An 18,515-nucleotide genomic window follows, 5' to 3' on the forward strand; every position below is an offset into this window, starting at 1 on the left:
AGAAGTACTACCCTTTTTCCAAACCTTTCAAACTTGCATAAAAAAAAGACCCCCTATAGAGTCTTCTAAGACATCCGCTTATGAGCGGTCCATTTTCGGTAAAGAAACTCTGCTGCAAAGCCTAAGACTAACCCTCCTATAACACTTATTCCATCTGAGAAGCCAATTACATTCGTTCCTATATAAAAAAATATCAAGGTGACCACACCAAAAATGATGATCCCGATTAACGATCGACTCCACTCCGATTTCTTCCATTCCGATTTAGCCACTTACTTTAGTCACTTCCTTTTAAAAGATCAAGTTGTTTTTGCCATTGTTTCATATGTTCTTTGCACTTTGCAACTCCCGTCTCAATCTCCACCTCAGGCATATATCCGATCTCCTCTGCCTTTTCAATTGCAGCGGAGGATCGATTTTCTGTTTGATAAATTACCTTTTGATTAAGTTCATAATAGGTTGGCAAATAAATGACCTCATTCTTTTTAGAGCTTTTAGCAGCTAATACTAATCCTTTTACGGCGTCTTTTATATACAATGAACTCTCATCAACATCTAGAAGCCCTTCGCAATGCCAAGGTCCATATAGATTAGGCAGCTCTACGATTTGATAAGCTGATATCAGCCTCATGTATGGTTTAATTTCAGCTTCAATATCAAACAGCTTCGGTTGATCGTTAATGGCAGTATAAATCGGGTAGATGAACGTACATCGATGTGAGAGATTATTCATCAATAAATTTAGGATTCTCTTTTCATCTTCAAGCGCTGTGCTTTCAAGGGGAGTCATATGAAAACAAACATCTATATCCTTCCATTTGTCTTTTTCAAGGTACTCTATCGCAGTTTTAAACAGATGAAAAAGCGCATTCCTGCCTATTCTTAATTCCATCTCTTCTTGTTCTAACGCACGCTTCTCATCATGTTCATCTATGCCGATGACTTCAATTCCTTGTTCTAATAATTCATTACAGAGATGAAAACCAGCAAACCCTAATGCTCCCGTTACACATACTTTTTTCATCCAACCCCTCCTTATCCGATTTATCCCCGCTACAAGTTGGTTTCATGCTTCTTAAAAAATCGACAAGCAGGGTCTATATAAGATGAAAAGGTCTTCCCTCCCCCATGTAAGCTAAGGGTTACCTGCATTTCTTTATCTTGAGCTTCTAGAGTGAAGGGCCTGCTATGTTGATCAAAAGGAAAACGCTTGTGCAGGACATCATGAATAATATGGATAGGCGGATATTGAGTTGTTCTATTAAATTCATTTTGATCTAGAGATAAGGAAAGAGCTGCCGCGTCTTCTTCCATACTATGTGCTTGTGCAAATTCCCTAATAAATCGTTTATAATATAATTTATTATGTTCTTCTTGTTTAGCAAAAGCAAGAAGATCAAGACAAGGATTAATATATAATACAGACCTTATTAATTCAGGCCTTCTTTTAATAATGGATTGTGAGACTAAGGCTCCGCTTCCCTCTGCAATAAGGTGAATTTTCTTATTTAATAAAGCCCTTTTATATACAAGATGGTATAACTGTTCACTGTAATCCACAGCGCGCTTGCTCCCCCAATGCCTACCAAATAGCTCGGAAGTAAAGATGGTATAGCCTTTTTTTATTAAAGCCTGTATAAAAAGGAACCTCTCAGGATGTTGGTGCCATATACTTGATGATTCTTCAACGCTCTTTGGGTGATCTCCTATTATAAATACAGCAAACCCATTGGGCTGCCGAGGAAAAAAGAGGAGGTTCCACTGATTTTCAATTTTAAAGAATGTCTCATCTACTGACATTTTTCGCCTCTCCCCTCCCTAATCATATGATCTAAACACTTTTAAATAAGTGTTCATTACTTATTACCCTATGCATATGTTAGGAAAAACGGAATGAGTCAAATGAGGATATTCTTTTTCAAAAAAAGCAGCAAGCACGAATTCACATCATGCTTGCTGCTTTTTGTAACTTTTTCTAATGGTTTCCTTTTTTGAGTCCATTTGCGGTTATGGTTTGAATTTTCCGGGAATGTGTCTCCCGCTTTAAGCTTTACGGATTTAGGGTTCTGTACCATACTCCCTGTTTCACCAATTTCAACATAAATCCCGTTATTCGGTGCTTTTTGACCGTGATCAAATTGTCTATTCTGCCCCATCATGATCCCTCCTTTAGGTTTAGAATTTCCATATTGAGAAGAATCATGAGCCTAGAACAATATTTTATGAAAGCAGGGAGGCTAAAATTGCTTTTTGAGCATGCAGTCTATTTTCTGCCTGATCATAAATAACAGAATTCCCGCCATCAATTACTTCACTAGTCACTTCTTCACCGCGATGCGCCGGCAGACAATGAAGAAATAAATAATCTGGTTTTGCATAAGCTGCTAACGCCTCGTTCACTTGAAAAGGAGTAAATACTTCCATTCTTGCCGCTTGCTCAGCTTCATACCCCATGCTCGCCCATACATCTGTGTAAATCACATCAGCATCATTAACAGCATAAGCAGGGTCATTGGACTGTGATAAGATGGCTCCAGTTTCTTTAGCTGCTTCAACAGCTTGATTAAAAATGTCTTGATTGACCTCATATCCTTCAGGCGTTGCAATAGCTACATCCATCCCCGCTTTTGCACCGGCTGCCAAAAGAGAATGGGCCACATTATTCCCGTCTCCAACATAGGCCATCTTTATTTTCCCTTGATTTGGTTTATGCTCTTTAATAGTTAAAAGATCTGCAAGCGCCTGGCATGGATGAAACGCATCAGTCAGCGCATTGATTACCGGAACATCTGCATGAGCTGCTAGTTCTTCGACCATTTCATGGGAGTTTGTGCGAATCATGATCGCATCTACATAGCGTGACAAAACTTTAGCTGTATCCATGATCGGTTCACCACGGCCAATCTGAAGATCTTTTGGGCTCAAAAACAACGCATGCCCCCCTAATTGAGTCATTCCTACTTCAAATGATACCCTTGTTCTTGTAGAAGAATTCTCAAAGATCATTCCTAACGATTTACCGTTAAGTAATGGCTGAATCGATTTTTCTTTCGCCTCAGCTTTAAGCAGCATAGCTGTTTTTAGTAACTGATTGACTTCTTCTGGAGTATAATCCAATAACGTAAGAAAATCTCTTCCTTTGATTGATGTCTTGCTCTCTATTGTTTGGTTGCTCACATCCAACACACCTTCACATGATTATTATACTAATTCCTTCGTTCTCATTCTCCATTCTTGAATCGACAGTAAATGATCGCAACAAGGTTTATTTCCTTTTAAAAGCGCTTCTAACGTCGTTAATTCTGTTATTACATTTACACGCTGCTTCAATGCTTCGATTCGTTTATCCATTCCTGTTTTAAATCCTGGCTTAGGCAGGCTGATTAGAAGAGCTGCCCCGTCAGATTGTATCCATTCACTAAATCCCTCTTCTTCGATCGTGAACCCTTCTGCTGCTAATTGTTGCTTGTAGCGGTCAAGCTCACTGCTATACATCTCATCGATCTCAATAAAAACAGAACGGTTTACTGTGTTCGATACTGAATTTCCCATATCCAATGCTTCAAATGTCTTCTTAAATGCCTCATTTAAATCTGAACTAATGCTGATTAATTCACCGGTTGACTTCATTTCGGCTTCAAGAATAGGGTCAACTCCTGAGAGCTTTTGATAAGAAAACACCGGTGCTTTTACTGTATAAAAGCCTGGAATCTCTCCATAACCATTATGTGAGGTAACCTCAGCTAAGGATTTACCTAATAAGAGATGAATTGTATATTCAATTAAATTTTCACCATTGATTTTGCTTAAAATAGGAACCGTTCTTGATGCTCTCGGATTAATCTCGATCACATAAAGACTTTCCTCAAACAAAACAAACTGAACATTAAATATGCCTCTAAGGTCCATTCCTTTTGCCATCTTACTCGTGTAAGTTAAGATTAATTCTTTGACTTCATCAGACACAGAATAAGATGGTGTGACAGCTATACTATCACCTGAGTGCACTCCTGCTTTTTCGATTTGTTCAAATAAGCCTGCAATATAGATATCGTTTCCGTCTGTTAAAACGTCTACCTCTAGCTCCACTCCAGGATAATACGCATCAATTAACAGCGGGTAAGTTAGATCATATTGTTTTGAGTCTAGAACCTCTTTTAGCTCTTGTTTTGACGTAGCAATCATCATGCCCTGACCGCCAATAACATACGACGGTCTAACTAAAACAGGGTATCCAATCTCGCTTGCTTTCTCAATCGCATCTGCTTTGTGCTCTGCCGTCACGCCAGGAATGTGAGGGACATTTACCTGATTCATAAACTCATAAAATTTCCCTCTGTCTTCAAGTTGATCAATCGTTTCTGTTTTCGTCCCATAAATGTGAATACCCGCTTCTTCTAAACCTTCAACTAATGAGATCGCGGTCTGCCCTCCAAGCCCGACTACCACTCCTTCAGGCTCTTCGATGTCAATTATATTGAGCACATCTTCTACTGTAAGCGGCTCAAAATATAAGCGGTCAGCTGTGGCATAATCGGTGCTGACAGTCTCTGGATTATTATTAATAATAATCGCTTCATACCCTAATTGATGCAGACTTTTTGCCCCGTGAACCGAACAATAATCAAATTCAATCCCTTGACCAATACGGATAGGTCCAGAACCAAGAATGATGATTTTCTTTTTATCCTGTGTGACCTCTACGTCTCCTTCACCGCTCCAGCTAGAGTAATAATAAGAGGTAGAAGCCGTAAATTCTCCAGCACATGTATCAACCATTTTATAAGCAGGAGTGACGCCCAACCCTTTTCTTTTTTGACGAATAGCAAGCTCAGATACTCCCCATTGTTTTGCGAGCCACTGATCTTGGAATCCATTCACTTTATAAACATGCATCTTCTCCTTTGTTACAGCTTCGAGCGTTTGTTTTGAAATGTCTTTTTCTATATCCACGAGATGGAGAAAAGCCCGTAAGAAGAAGTGGTTAATTTGTGTTTCATGATGAATTTCTTCGACTGTAATCCCTTTTCTAAGTAAGTCCATAATGGCAAAAAAGCGGCGATCGTCGGCTTTCTTAACTATTTGCCATAACTCTTGATCATTCAAAGATTTCAAGCTTGGCAAACTAAGCCCTTCTACTTTAATTTCAAGCGACCTAACAGCTTTTTGAATACCCGCTTCAAGGTTTCTCTCGATTGCCATAACTTCACCCGTGGCCTTCATCTGCGTACCAAGCTGGCGCTCTGCTTGAGTCAGCTTATCAAACGGCCAGCGCGGAAACTTGACAACTACATAATCGAGAGCGGGTTCAAAACTTGCATACGTATGTCCAGTTACTGGGTTGATTAGTTCATGCAGCTGATAACCAATGCTTAACTTCGCTGCCATTCTTGCAATCGGATAACCGGTTGCCTTAGAAGCCAAAGCAGACGAACGGCTGACACGAGGGTTCACTTCAATTAAGTAGTATCTTTTACTATACGGATCGAGGGCAAATTGAATGTTACATCCTCCGACAATCCCAAGCGCACGAATGATTTTCACAGATACAGAACGCAGCATTTGATATTCAACATCCGTTAAGGTCTGTGAGGGTGCCACTACCATTGAGTCACCCGTGTGAATCCCAACAGGATCGATATTTTCCATATTACAGATTGTAATGCACGTATCATTTTCATCTCGCATGACTTCATATTCAATTTCTTTAAAGCCAGCAATGCTTTTCTCTACTAAGCATTGATTAATCGGGCTAAGAGCGAGCCCTCCTTTAATAATGCGCAGAAGTTCAGCCTCGTTTTCTGCAATTCCGCCTCCTGCTCCCCCAAGGGTATAGGCTGGTCTTACAATAATTGGGTAGCCTACGCTTTCGGCGAATTGAAGCGCGCCATCAACAGTCGTTACAATGTCACTTTCTGGGACTGGTTCGTTTAATTCATGCATTAATGCACGAAACTCTTCTCGGTCTTCTCCTTTTTTGATCGATTCAATTGGAGTTCCAAGTAATTCAACGTCTAGCTCTTCTAAGATCCCTTTATCATGAAGAGCTAAAGCTAAATTCAGCCCCGTTTGACCTCCTAGTGTGGCTAAAATCCCATCAGGCTTTTCTTTTTGTATAATCTTTTTAATACTTTCAACCGTCAACGGCTCAAAATAGACGACATCTGCACACGCTTCATCAGTCATAACTGTTGCTGGATTATTATTAACTAGGATTACTTTTATTCCTTCTTCTTTTAATGCAAGGCATGCTTGTGTACCTGCATAATCAAACTCTGCTGCCTGGCCGATCACAATTGGACCAGAACCAATAACGAGCACAGATTGTATCTGTTCTTGTTTAGGCATACGTCTTCTCTCTCCCTTTCTTATGAACCATCTGCATAAAATCATTGAAATAATGAGCACTATCACTTGGGCCCGGATGAGCCTCTGGATGAAATTGAAGGGTCATAACGGCCCATTCATTATGGATTAACCCTTCAATTGATGAATCATTTATATTCATGAATTTCGGACTGAAACCTGTCTGAATTAAGGAATCTTCCTTTACTACGTAGCTATGATTTTGCGATGTCATGTACACTTTATTTGTCATGCAGTCAATCACCGGCTGATTTGCTCCCCGATGACCAAAACGCAGCTTCTCTGTGTCAGCACCAAATGCCAGCGCAAGCAGCTGATGGCCTAAGCAGATTCCCATGGTAGGAAATGTCATAGCCAGCTTTTTTATAGAAGGCAGCAAATGGACTAAACGTTTTGGATTACCAGGCCCGTTAGATAACATTACTCCATCAGGCTTAAGTGCTTCCACCTCTTCAAACGTTGAGTGAAAAGGCATAATCGTCACTTTACAATCAAGATCAAGAAGGTGATCAATAATTGATTTTTTATACCCATAATCCATCACAACAATATGGGTATCACCGCTTCCTAGCTGCCTTGGTTTGGTGACAGATACGTCCGCAACGACATCTTGATCAGCTAAATTAGGGATTAATTCGAAATCAACCTCTTTTAAGTCAGTTGTTAAGATCGCCCTCATATCACCTTTTTCACGAATACGTTTTACAATCGCCCGTGTGTCCACCCCCGTTAAGAGCGGGATTCCTGCTTTGGCGCAGCTTGTGGTAAGGTTATCTTTGGAATCATAGTGATACCCCTCATCACTAAGCTTGTGAACAATGAGGGCAGCTGCCTGAGAGCTTCTGCTTTCATTATCCACAGCATTCACACCATAATTTCCTATTAACGGATACGTAAACACGACCATTTGCCCTTTAAATGACGGATCAGTCATCACTTCCTGATACCCCGTCATCCCTGTAAAAAAGACGATTTCTCCATGTACATGCTTTTGATCTCTTGTAAGCTCTCCTTCAAAAATTTCCCCGGTTTCAAGTACAATGTAGCCTTTCATCAACTAATCCCTCCACATCCATCGAATGAATATTCTTTATATAGTATTTTTATACATTCTTTTTCTAAAAAAAGAGCATTACGCAGCTTACCTATTGAGTCAAAAGTGTACTTGATTTAAACACATTTTTTACTGCTTCTACAGCTTGTTCTAATTGCTCATTTGTTACAACTAATGGCGGTAAAAGACGCAAAACATTCGGTCCAGCTTGCAATACGAGAAGCTTTTGCTCTCTTAATGCAGCAACTAATGGCGCTGCTTCATGCTTGCATTCAATCCCGATCATCAGCCCTTTTCCGCGTACCTCAACGATCTCATCCATTTTCTTGCTGAAATCGATTAGCTCATTGATGACCCATTTTCCTTTTTTCTTGACATCTTCTAATAAGTTCTCTGTCACTACTTCCTTTAATACCGCATTCACTGCTGCCATCGCTAGAGGATTCCCGCCAAATGTTGAACCATGACTGCCCGCTTGGAAGTAAGGCGTTAAATGTTCTTTGCCTAGCATTGCACCAACAGGAAACCCATTTCCGAGTCCTTTTGCAGCAGTAATGATATCTGGTGATAAGCCGTATTGTTCGTAAGCAAACAATGTGCCTGTTCTGCCGATTCCGGTTTGAACTTCATCGATAATAAGCAAGCATCCGTGCAATTCAGTCACTTCTTTTAACTTATCAGCAAAAGCTTGAGTCATTGGAGTAACCCCGCCTTCCCCTTGGATGACTTCAACCATAATCGCAGCCACTTCAGAATCAACGGCATCGCTTAGGGCATTCTCATCATTGTAAGGAAGATACTCAAATTCAGATAGAAGCGGTCCATAGCCTTCATGAACTTTTGATTGGCCTGTAGCTGACATGCTTCCTATTGTACGGCCATGAAACGACTGATGAAAGCTAAGAATTTTATGTTTGCCCGTTGCTTTCCTAGCGAGCTTGATCGCCGCTTCATTCGCTTCTGCCCCACTGTTACAAAAGAATACTTTATCTAAAACGCTGTAATCCGTCAGTGTTTTTGCAGCCTGTTCTTGTTGTTTAATTTGAAATAGATTGGACACATGCCATAAACTCTCGACTTGTTCTTTCACTGCTTGATTAACTTTTGGATGACAGTGACCTAGATTACAAACAGCAATACCAGCTACAAAATCGAGATAAGTCACACCAGAGCTATCGACTAATAAAGCTCCCTCTCCACTTACTGGTTCTAACTGCCATCTAGCATATGTAGGAAATAAAGCACTCATTTTTATCTCTCCTCTACATCACCGGCTGATTGCTTAGTGATTTTGAAATTTTTGTTCCTATTAGATCTCCATTAAATAATGATTGATCTGATTTCCCGTTCATGATTGTTACTGATTGCACATTCCCCGTTAAGCTTTTCATAGCGGCTTTTACTTTAGGAATCATCCCGCCATATACCGTACCATCTTCAATCAATTGATCAACTTCTTCACAGGTTGCAGATTCTATCAAATCACCATCTTTTAAAATGCCGTCCACATCTGTTACAAATACTAGCTCTTCTGCTTGAGTAGCTCTAGCAATCGCCGCCGCTGCACTATCTGCATTTACATTATAGTGATGACCTTCTTCATTCATTCCAATTGGAGCTATTACAGGAACGAGATGTTGGTCGAGTAATTGATAAATAAGGTCCGTATTAATTTGTACCGGTTCTCCTACAAAGCCTAATTTCTCCTCATCCACTGCTTCAACTTTCATCAGTCCGCCGTCTAAGCCTGATAACCCGACAGCTAATGTATCAGCTAGTTGAACTTTGGTTACCAGCGCCTTATTTACCTTGCCGCATAGAACCATCTCAACTGCCTGCAAAACATCGAGGGTAGTCTTTCTTAACCCATTTACAAACGTAGATTCGATGTTTAATTGATTCAGAGTTTGATTGATATGGGGCCCTCCGCCATGAACGATGATCACTTTCTTACCGCTTTTCACTAAATCGGTAATTGTGTTAAAAAATGATGGGGTTAACTGATCAAGTGTACTTCCGCCGCATTTAATGACGATAAGATCTTTCATAACAGCTTCCTCCTTATGTCCGGTAGCCGGCATTAATTCTGACGTATTCATAGGTTAAATCACAGCCCCAAGCTTTGCCGAACCCTTCTCCGACATGAAGGTCTACTGAAATAATGACTGTATCGTTCTCCTTCATATAAGCTGTCGCTTCTTCTTCAGAAAAAGCTAATGGACTGCTTGACTCCAACGTTTTAATCGGGCCAATTCCGATATCAATGGTATCTGGATTAATGTCGCATTCACTGTAACCGATCGCGCAAATAATTCGTCCCCAATTGGCATCTGTTCCGTACACCGCTGATTTCACTAAGTCAGAGCCGACAATTTGTTTGGCAATTTTCCCAGCTTCCTCATCATTTTTAGCCCCATTTACTTGAACTTCAATTAATTTAGACGCCCCTTCACCGTCACGGGCAATCAATTTTGATAAATCCTCACATGCTGCTTCTAATGCTTGATAGAAAGCATCCCAATCCGGGTGGCTTGGAGTGAGCGGCTGATTGTTTGCGAGGCCCGAAGCCATTACTACGACCATATCATTTGTTGACGTGTCACCGTCGACAGTGATGCGGTTAAAGGTCTTATTCGTAATGGAGGACAACGCTGATTGCACGATATCAGGTTCAATATTGGCATCAGTCGTAATAAAGGACAGCATCGTGGCCATATTAGGGTGAATCATCCCAGAGCCTTTAGCTACCCCCCCGATTGATATACACTCCCCATCAATCGATGTTTGATAACATGTATGTTTCTGAATCGTATCCGTCGTTAAAATGGCTTGATTAAACGCATAAGCTGCTTCTTTTGTTGAACTTGGTACAAGCTGGGTAATACCCTTTTCAATTTTATCCATCTGTAAAAATTCACCGATGACACCAGTTGAAGTGACAGCTACTAGATGATCTTCAATCCCAAAGTGTACAGCGGATAATTGACGCATTTTATAAGCATCCTCTAAGCCTTTCTGACCTGTACAAGCATTTGCATTTCCACTGTTTACAACAAGTGCTTGGATTTTACCCTCTTTTTGAATACTTTCTTGCGTTACTTTTAACGGTGCTGCCTGCATTTTATTCAATGTATATACAGCAGCTGCACTGCAAGGAACGTCGCTGAAAATCGCACCCAGGTCATTTCTTTTTCGTTTAACCCCAGTGTGAACTCCAACAGCACTAAAGCCTTTTGGCGTTGTAATACCGCCTTCATCTATTTTTGATATGTGAACCTCTTTACTTAGTACACTCACTTCATCCACCCCTTTATGGATAGGTTGGCACCACATTAAGACCTGTTGCTTCATCCCATCCGTTCATAATGTTCCAGTTTTGAATCGCTTGCCCTGAAGCTCCTTTTACCACATTATCAATCACGGAAATGACTGTTATTCTATTTGTTCGTTCGTCATAACCGATCCCGATATCGCAAAAGTTGCTTCCATATACTTCTTTTGTTGCTGGGTATGAGCCAGCTGGCCTTATTCGAACAAAACGGCTCTCATTATACGTTTCTTCGTATAATCCTCTGAGCGCTGCTTCTGAAGTAGGTTTGATGGAGACTCCATACATCGTTGCCATAATTCCTCTAACCATCGGAACAAGATGAGGCTGGAATGTAATAGCGCCTGCCTTGTCATTCCAAGACTTCAATACTTGCTCGATTTCAGGAATATGCTTGTGGGTATTCACTTGATAAGCTTTAAAATTCTCATTCATCTCACTAAAATGGGTCATTAGGCTTGGCGTACGGCCAGCACCAGATGTCCCTGACTTCGCATCAATAATAATTGAATTTGGATCGATCAACCCTTCTTTAATAAGCGGAGCAAGCCCTAATAAAATCGCAGTAGGGTAACAGCCTGGGTTAGCAATGATATCAGCTTCTTTTATCTCGGCCTGATTCCATTCCGATAGTCCGTATACCGCTTGATTTAAGAGATTACTAGATGCAGATGGGCGCTTATACCAAGCGGTGTAAGTATCAGGATCTTCTAATCGCAAGTCTCCTGACAAGTCGATGACTTGAGCGCCGTGTTGAGCTAATAATGCAGTCAATTCACTTGATACCCCAGGAGGAGTAGCTAGAAAAACAATATCTACTTCACTTGCGACCTTTTGTGCATCAAGTTCTTCTAATTTTTGTTCATACATTGCTGTTAAATGAGGATAAGATTCATGAATATGCAAATCCTGTTTTGAAGATGTATACGTGATGATTTCTTCTGCCTCGGGATGCTGCCATAACAGGCGCAGCAGATCGGCTCCACCATAACCTGTAGCACCAATAATTCCAACCTTCACAATTCAACTCTCCATTTCCGCGTCTCGCATTTATCTTGTTTCCCATTATAAGTATGAATAAAAATAAATTCAACTGTATTTTTATTTTATTTTTCATTTATCTAAATTTTCTTCTTTAGACAACAAAAAAACGCGGCATCTAACCGCGCTTCTCTGTTAATTATTTAATTCTTCCAGCTGTTCGTGAATACGTTCAGCTGTTTCTTCAATTTGTTCGCCCCATAAATCATTGATTTCATGATAAACATAAGCACCATTTTCATCTAGGATACTTACCCCGCGATAAGACATTTCATCATTTTTCATGTTGACTTCTTCAAGCACTTCAAATGATTGGTCTGTTAAAAACGAGTACGTAAAAGCACCAGCTTCTTTTAATCGGTTATGATTATCAGGGCTGTCTACGCTAATAGCATATAGATCTGCATCCATATCATCCAATAAATGAATATTCTCCTGCAACTGAACTAGTTGCTGCTGACAGAGTCCTCAGCCAACTTCAGTGAAGTGAAATAGCACAGTAGCACGATCTTTATTAGTTAGAGAAACTTCTTGATTATCCTCATTAATAAGAGAAAGTTCACCGCTTGGCTCTCCGTCTTCCTCTGTACCGCAAGCTTGCAGCATAAGGGCAATCGCAGCCACAATAAGTAATAAAAGCGAACGGCGTTTTATCCAGTTTTTCATTTTTTCACCTCCACTTACAATCAATTTGAGTTACTCACTAGTAGAAGCTTATGAAAAAGGCTTTGATGAGTCAACTAATCTGTTTGCCAAACACTTTATTTAGTTAACCGTCTTACTTAACCGTTTTAGTTAACCGTCGCCTTTAAATCTTTTACAATTTCAGTTTGGTCGCTTTGCAGTCCATCATATTTTCTAATTACATTGCCTTCTGGGTCTACTAAGTAAAAGCTTGTACTATGCATAATCTCATCACTATCTTCTACATCTTGTACAATCGCAGCGAACGCTTCCTTTGAAAGGTCACCTATTTCCTCTTGCGAATAGCCAGTTAAAAAATTCCAATAGTTAAAATCGGCCCCGACATTCGTTCCGTACTTATGAAGAACCTCTGGTGTATCTTGTTTGGGATCTACTGTAAATGAAATGAATTTCATTTCTTTCCCTTCTGCAATCATCACATCTTGAAGGCGCTGCATATTAGGAGTCATTGTCGGACAAACAGAAGGACATTGGGTAAAAATCATCGTAGCAAGCCAGTAGTCACCTTCAAGATCACTTTTACCAAACGGTTCTCCATCTTGATTTGTAAATTCAAATTCAGGCATTTCTAAATTACCGCCTGAAATATCAAATTCGGAGTTTCCTCCCATACCATAAATCCAGCCGCAGCCAGATAAAAAGAACATGCTTATTAAAACGACGATCCATTTCTTCATTTTTTATCCTCTTTCACATTATGATTTTGGAACGGGAATATCACTGATTGTTAATGCCCCGTCCTGCTGTTTCTCTTTTTTCAGCCATTGCTTAAATACGTACCCAATCGTAAAGCCATACGTAATTTCTTGCATGATCTTCATTAGAACCCCTGCAAGCTGCTGGTCCATTCTCGTTTCTAAAAAGGCAAATGAGTTCGGCCCGCTAAACACCGACATCGGCACATCTGCACCGGCCGGCAGACAATAAGCCATCACAGAAGCCCAGACGCTGGGGTCTGTATAGGTTTGATACAGCGGTTCTGGGGCAAAAATAATTAATGCACACGCTGGTGTAATGAGAATACCATTTGCAAAAATATAACCAATTCTTCTTAGGTCTGATAACTGTGATGTAGAAGGAACCGGTGCTAACATATGCCACCACATTAACGTTGCTGCAATAAATAGAACTTGCTGATACAAACTATGCAGGATCTCTGACTGCATCAACGTGTCAAACATAAATGGGACATGATACAATGAAAAAAGTCCGTTAAATAAGAATAAAGCCATGATTGGGCTCCATATGATTTTAAAGACCGGCCCTAGAGCTGTGTGCTTAAATTTATTAATAAGAGCTGTAAACACCCATTGAGGCGTGCCAAGCAGCATTAGAGGTACAGCTACAAAATAGGCAAAAACCATTTGCGTCATATGGAAAGTAATCATAATATGCCCAGCTACATACAGTGGACTTCCCCATCCAACATATAAAGCAATCAACCCAAGGGAAAAGTATATTTTCTTTCTCAAAGGAACAACGTCTGCATCCTTAAAACGGACACGCCCTTTGGTTACAATATAAAAATAAATCGCACCAACTATTAAAAGTACAACAATTAACTCTGGAGTCCATAATGCACGCGCCCCAAAGTTAGTAAATAATGTCTCCATTATGCGCTTCCTCCTTTATGGAGAGTAATGTAATTCATACAGCATGTACTGTATACATCAATACTATATCATATAATGCAACGAGATTTTTTGGAGGAATAAGGACATTTTGTTACCTAATTTAGTGAGAGATAAAAGGAGAGATAACTATGTCTAATCAACATCTAATTGCCCTAGACCTTGACGGAACACTGCTTACTGATCAAAAAACGATTTCTTCCCGGTCGAAGGAAGTGATAAACAAAGCAAGAGATGCAGGGCATATCGTAGTCATTTCAACCGGACGCCCTTACCGTGCGAGCATGCAGTATTATCATGAACTGCAGCTAGATACAGCCATTGTTAACTTTAACGGCGCTTTTACGCATCATCCGAAAGATTCAAGCTTTGGCACCTATCATTCACCTCTTGACCTAAACACGGCTAAGACAGTAATTGAAACATGCGAAGCATTTGATGTCAGCAATATCATGGTAGAAGTAATTGATGACTTTTATCTTCGTTACTTTGATAAAGTTTTTGTTGATACGTTTACAGCAGGGTCAAGTCCTGTTGATCATGGTAATTTACTTCATATCTTGCGGGATGATCCTACAGCTATTCTTATCCACCCAAATGAACAAAATGAAAAACAATTGCGTGATTTAATTAAAGATGCGCATGCAGAAGTGATTGATCAACGAACATGGGGAGCACCTTGGAATGTAATTGAGATTGTTAAGGCTGGTATGAACAAAGCGGTCGGCCTGAAGAAAGTTTCTGACTTTTACGGTATTCCACGTGATCGAATTATTGCCTTTGGTGATGAAGATAATGACTTTGAGATGATTGAATTTGCAGGTCAAGGAGTCGCTATGGAAAATGGGATTGATGCGTTAAAAAACCTGGCAAATGCGACAACTAAGTCAAATGAAGAAGATGGCATTGCCTTATATTTAGAAGAAGCACTAAATCTCTAAAACCACTGCATGTTCACCATTACGTTTGGACAACTTATTAGTGAATCCCATTGTCCAAAGGAGAGATGAACATGAGCAAACATTCTAGATCAAAGCGTGCAATCCAGCAAGGTAAGGATGCGGTACAGCCTGCAAATGAAACAGAAGGTTTACCAAGTATGAAGCAAAGAGAACAATCCAACCAGCGTAATCAGCGAGGTGAGCAGTAATGGGAAATATGCTGTATCAAGAAGCTCGCGAAGCGGTTGCACGTGCGGAGTTATTAGCTCTTGCAGCTGAAACAGATATTCAAAGGGAAGCTGTTCAAAAAGAAATTCAACGTGCTAAAAATGCACTGAATTCCGCGTTTCATAATTCCTCAATGGCAGAACAAGAGCAGCTTGGCCACATGCAAACTCAACTGCAAAACATTACGTCTATGGGGCAGTTTGAATAACAAAAACAGACCGCTTTATGAATGAAGGCCATTCAAAGGTTTAAACTTTGAATGGCCGTTTTTCATTTAACACAATCAACCAGCTAGGTATCTACTATTCTCCTACCCTCTTTTATGTTACGCTATAATGGATAATGTATATGGTCAAACACGTATAATTGTGCAGGGGGAGCAAAACATGGTTAAGGTTTATGAAATACCCAAGAGTGCAGATAGTGAAACGCAGCACAGAATAGCGGACCTTTTAATGGGTCAAGTAGATTCTATGTGGGCTGAAGACCCGTATAAGCAGCTTCTATCTTCCATTCATTTAACGTTACAAGAAGGGTCTAAGGCTCATATTTTTGTGGCTGAAAAGGATGATACACTGGTGGGAGCGGCATTTTTCAATGTGGGAATCAGTATGGATAAGGGCGGCCACTATATTTGGCTGAATGACCTTTATGTTCATAAGGAACATCGTAATCAAGGAATCGCAAAAAAACTGCTTTTAAAGATTATTTACTGGGCTGAAAATGAGAATATAAAAGGGATTGAGCTAGAAACAGGAATTAATAACGAAGCTACCAAAGCCCTTTATAATTCATTAGGCTTTTATGATATTGTCTCTAAACGATATGGATTTAGATTTTAAACTGATGGGATACACTCCCATCAGTTTTTTTTGTTTCTGTGCCCATGCCCATTTATTTGAGAAACTAGGCGAATTGCTTCTTTTTTCTGACTATTAAACATATGATGTAGCAACCTTACAAATTGGTTATCGTAAGCCCGCAAAGGAGTGTGGACGATAATGAGAGAAGCGTTTGTTGATGTTGAATTTTCAGATGTATACATTGAACTAACTAAACCAGCACTCCATCAATTTATCAAAAGAATGATGAGTCACCATTATTCGCTGTTTTGGCGATACGACTCTAAGACGATTTATTTAATGATCGAACTTGAGGACTCCGTTCACGAACTTCCCTTCATACGTAACACTGAATTTCTAACCCTATCCGCTGAGTGTCTTCACATTTATGATGACGTCCTTGCGAGTGCCCTTGAAAAATTACTTCAACGCGAACGCGGAAATGCAATTGTCAAACGTGTTACAGATGGTCCTCTCTACATTACGTCGTATCAAGCCGGTGACATTGAATCTATGATAGAAATTGATGGGAGTGAAAAAGTGATGATGAACAGAAATGGATCTATGATTCAATACAAAGATGATGGTAAATCCCTAGAGCCCAAAACTATTTATAATATGATGAACTTAGAGATTGATTATGTCCTAATGGAACTGCATGAAGCCCTGCTCGATGCTGACGAATCGCAAATTGAATCGCATAAAAGAAGACTAAAGAAACTTTTGCAAAGACGTGAACAAGTAGAACAGCTGCTCTAGACTCTTACTAAGCCGCTTTGACAAAGCCTGACAACTTTATCCGCTGTTTTTGACAGCGAAAAAAGCAAGCACATCTCAACATGGTGCTTGCATTTTTTCGGGACCTACCTGGACCTATCAGGACCTAATTTGAACATCTGCTTAAGATATTATGCTACTGCTCTTTTCTCCTCGGCTGGCTCATCAATTTCAATATTCATTCCAAGACGCTTTTTTGCTGCCATAGTGAATAAGGTTATAACAACAGCTGTGCCTGCCGCCGCAACCATATAAGAAACCTCAATTGATAATCCGAATCCAATTTGTGCATTGGCAATATACGTGAACGTGACCATCGTCATAAACGCTGCAGGAATACTTGCAATCCAATGTAACTTACGAGCTAAAATAAGGTACATTGCACCAACCCACAGAGCAATCATTGCCGTTGACTGATTGGCCCAAGAGAAGTAACGCCATAAAATATCAAAGTTAATGGTTGTTAAATACATAGAGATCGCAAACATCGGAATAGCGATATAAAAACGGTTCATCACTTTCTTTTGTCCGATTTTAAAGTAATCTGCAATAATCATACGTGCACTTCGGAAAGCTGTATCACCTGAAGTGATAGGAAGAACAATAACACCAATGATAGCAAGTGTTCCTCCGATTGCCCCAAGCATCGTAATAGAGATTTCAGTTACCACTGCACCAGGACCTCCTGCTGCTAGAAGAGCACTTAAATCTGTGCCATGGAACAAACTCATTGCAGCAGCTGCCCAAATCATTGCAATGATGGCTTCTGTAATCATCATCCCATAAAAAATGCTGCGGCCGTTTTTCTCACGCATCGTGGTACGTGAGATAATAGGTGACTGAGTCGCATGGAAACCAGATAAAGCTCCACATGAAATCGTTAAGAACAATAAAGGAAAAATCATTAAGCCCTCAGGGTGCATGTTTGTTAATGTTAATTCAGGAATCGGTGCCCCTGTTACGATCAAGCTTCCCCCAATACCTAAAGCACTAATTAATAGTAACGCTCCTAAGATCGGATAAACACGTCCAATAACTTTATCAATTGGAAGCATCGTCGCAATAATATAGTAAACAAAAATGGCAGCTACAATCATCCCTAAAGTGACCCATCCTGGTGTGATATTATCAATTAATGAAGCTGGAGCACTAACAAATACCGTTCCAACAAGCAATAATAATAACACCGAGAAGGCGTTTACAATATGTTTCATTGCTTTCCCTAAGAATTTACCAGCAAGCTCAGGTAAGTGAGCTCCTTTATTACGAATCGAAATCATCCCCGTTAAATAATCATGTACAGCCCCGGCAAAAATCGCTCCTAGTACAATCCATAAAAAAGCTACCGGTCCATACAACGCTCCCATAATAGGACCAAAGATTGGACCTACTCCAGCGATATTCAAAAGCTGAATAAGAGAATTACGTTTTGTACCCATTGGAACATAGTCCACACCGTCCTGCTCTGAGTAAGCTGGTGTAGGGCGATCAGGCTTCACTCCAAAGATCCGCTCCACAAACTTGCCATATGTGAAATAACCTATAATTAGAAGAATAATCGATATTGCAAACGTTATCATTTCTGCTCACCTCTTTAGGTTT

At 40.1% G+C, this 18,515-nt stretch carries 19 protein-coding genes and 2 pseudogenes; 5 read left to right on the forward strand and 16 right to left on the reverse strand.

Annotation, left to right across the window (positions count from 1 at the left end):
* Positions 1 to 65 precede the first annotated feature (65 nt).
* From BPOF4_RS13675 to ctaG, 15 genes and pseudogenes are all read right to left on the reverse strand, one after another.
* Positions 66 to 272: a hypothetical protein gene (locus tag BPOF4_RS13675; RefSeq protein WP_012959772.1), complete on the reverse strand. Its 207-nt coding sequence runs from the start codon at positions 270 to 272 to the stop codon at positions 66 to 68.
* Positions 273 to 277: 5 nt separating this feature from the next.
* Positions 278 to 1,024 (reverse strand): NAD-dependent epimerase/dehydratase family protein, encoded by a 747-nt coding sequence (locus tag BPOF4_RS13680; RefSeq protein ID WP_012959773.1) that lies wholly within the window; start codon positions 1,022 to 1,024, stop codon positions 278 to 280.
* Positions 1,025 to 1,053: 29 nt separating this feature from the next.
* Positions 1,054 to 1,800 carry an alpha/beta fold hydrolase gene (locus BPOF4_RS13685; RefSeq protein WP_012959774.1) on the reverse strand — a complete coding sequence of 249 codons (747 nt, stop codon included), beginning with the start codon at positions 1,798 to 1,800 and terminating at the stop codon, positions 1,054 to 1,056.
* 179 nt (positions 1,801 to 1,979) lie between these two features.
* A pseudogene (locus tag BPOF4_RS13690) lies at positions 1,980 to 2,156 on the reverse strand (YjzC family protein); the annotation flags it as partial.
* Positions 2,157 to 2,220: 64 nt separating this feature from the next.
* On the reverse strand, positions 2,221 to 3,183 hold the full coding sequence (argF, locus tag BPOF4_RS13695; RefSeq protein WP_420796438.1) for an ornithine carbamoyltransferase: 963 nt from the start codon (positions 3,181 to 3,183) through the stop codon (positions 2,221 to 2,223).
* An 18-nt stretch (positions 3,184 to 3,201) separates the two neighbouring features.
* Positions 3,202 to 6,348 (reverse strand): carbamoyl phosphate synthase large subunit, encoded by a 3,147-nt coding sequence (locus BPOF4_RS13700; RefSeq protein WP_012959777.1) that lies wholly within the window; start codon positions 6,346 to 6,348, stop codon positions 3,202 to 3,204.
* On the reverse strand, positions 6,341 to 7,420 hold the full coding sequence (locus BPOF4_RS13705; RefSeq protein WP_012959778.1) for a carbamoyl phosphate synthase small subunit: 1,080 nt from the start codon (positions 7,418 to 7,420) through the stop codon (positions 6,341 to 6,343). Before BPOF4_RS13705 ends, BPOF4_RS13700 begins: the two co-directional genes overlap by 8 nt.
* A gap of 91 nt (positions 7,421 to 7,511) precedes the next feature.
* Complete coding sequence (locus tag BPOF4_RS13710; protein WP_012959779.1) at positions 7,512 to 8,669, reverse strand: acetylornithine transaminase; 1,158 nt, start codon at positions 8,667 to 8,669, stop codon at positions 7,512 to 7,514.
* A 13-nt stretch (positions 8,670 to 8,682) separates the two neighbouring features.
* Positions 8,683 to 9,468, reverse strand: a complete 786-nt coding sequence (gene argB / locus BPOF4_RS13715; protein WP_012959780.1) for an acetylglutamate kinase — start codon at positions 9,466 to 9,468, stop codon at positions 8,683 to 8,685.
* A gap of 13 nt (positions 9,469 to 9,481) precedes the next feature.
* Positions 9,482 to 10,717: a bifunctional glutamate N-acetyltransferase/amino-acid acetyltransferase ArgJ gene (argJ, locus tag BPOF4_RS13720; protein WP_041822490.1), complete on the reverse strand. Its 1,236-nt coding sequence runs from the start codon at positions 10,715 to 10,717 to the stop codon at positions 9,482 to 9,484.
* 13 nt (positions 10,718 to 10,730) lie between these two features.
* Complete coding sequence (gene argC / locus BPOF4_RS13725) at positions 10,731 to 11,768, reverse strand: N-acetyl-gamma-glutamyl-phosphate reductase (protein ID WP_012959782.1); 1,038 nt, start codon at positions 11,766 to 11,768, stop codon at positions 10,731 to 10,733.
* A gap of 156 nt (positions 11,769 to 11,924) precedes the next feature.
* A pseudogene (locus BPOF4_RS13730) lies at positions 11,925 to 12,239 on the reverse strand (redoxin domain-containing protein); the annotation flags it as partial.
* An 18-nt stretch (positions 12,240 to 12,257) separates the two neighbouring features.
* A complete protein-coding gene (locus tag BPOF4_RS13735; RefSeq protein WP_012959784.1) occupies positions 12,258 to 12,455 on the reverse strand; it encodes a hypothetical protein in 198 nt (65 codons plus the stop codon).
* Between the two features lie 125 nt (positions 12,456 to 12,580).
* Entirely contained in the window at positions 12,581 to 13,171 is a 591-nt protein-coding gene (locus BPOF4_RS13740) for an SCO family protein (RefSeq protein ID WP_012959785.1), read from the reverse strand.
* Positions 13,172 to 13,189: 18 nt separating this feature from the next.
* Entirely contained in the window at positions 13,190 to 14,107 is a 918-nt protein-coding gene (gene ctaG / locus BPOF4_RS13745) for a cytochrome c oxidase assembly factor CtaG (protein WP_012959786.1), read from the reverse strand.
* Between the two features lie 149 nt (positions 14,108 to 14,256).
* Here ctaG and BPOF4_RS13750 point away from each other — a divergent pair, with 149 nt between their 5' ends.
* The 5 genes from BPOF4_RS13750 to BPOF4_RS13765 all read left to right on the forward strand — a co-directional run bounded on the left by BPOF4_RS13750 (position 14,257) and on the right by BPOF4_RS13765 (position 16,895).
* Positions 14,257 to 15,066 (forward strand): Cof-type HAD-IIB family hydrolase, encoded by an 810-nt coding sequence (locus BPOF4_RS13750; protein ID WP_012959787.1) that lies wholly within the window; start codon positions 14,257 to 14,259, stop codon positions 15,064 to 15,066.
* Between the two features lie 71 nt (positions 15,067 to 15,137).
* The gene (locus tag BPOF4_RS22255) at positions 15,138 to 15,275 is read left to right on the forward strand and encodes a hypothetical protein (RefSeq protein WP_012959788.1); all 138 of its coding nucleotides are present in this window, start codon (positions 15,138 to 15,140) and stop codon (positions 15,273 to 15,275) included.
* Entirely contained in the window at positions 15,275 to 15,502 is a 228-nt protein-coding gene (locus tag BPOF4_RS13755) for a DUF3813 domain-containing protein (RefSeq protein ID WP_012959789.1), read from the forward strand. Before BPOF4_RS22255 ends, BPOF4_RS13755 begins: the two co-directional genes overlap by 1 nt.
* A gap of 178 nt (positions 15,503 to 15,680) precedes the next feature.
* Positions 15,681 to 16,136, forward strand: a complete 456-nt coding sequence (locus tag BPOF4_RS13760; RefSeq protein ID WP_012959790.1) for a GNAT family N-acetyltransferase — start codon at positions 15,681 to 15,683, stop codon at positions 16,134 to 16,136.
* A 159-nt stretch (positions 16,137 to 16,295) separates the two neighbouring features.
* Positions 16,296 to 16,895, forward strand: coding sequence for a hypothetical protein (locus BPOF4_RS13765; protein WP_012959791.1), 600 nt, complete (start codon positions 16,296 to 16,298; stop codon positions 16,893 to 16,895).
* A 149-nt stretch (positions 16,896 to 17,044) separates the two neighbouring features.
* Here the strand turns inward: BPOF4_RS13765 and BPOF4_RS13770 are convergent, their stop codons facing one another.
* Positions 17,045 to 18,493, reverse strand: a complete 1,449-nt coding sequence (locus tag BPOF4_RS13770) for a carbon starvation CstA family protein (RefSeq protein WP_012959792.1) — start codon at positions 18,491 to 18,493, stop codon at positions 17,045 to 17,047.
* Positions 18,494 to 18,515 lie beyond the last annotated feature (22 nt).

The organism is Alkalihalophilus pseudofirmus OF4, from assembly GCF_000005825.2.
In the GTDB taxonomy this organism is placed as follows: Bacteria; Bacillota; Bacilli; order Bacillales; family Bacillaceae_D; genus Alkalihalophilus; species Alkalihalophilus pseudofirmus.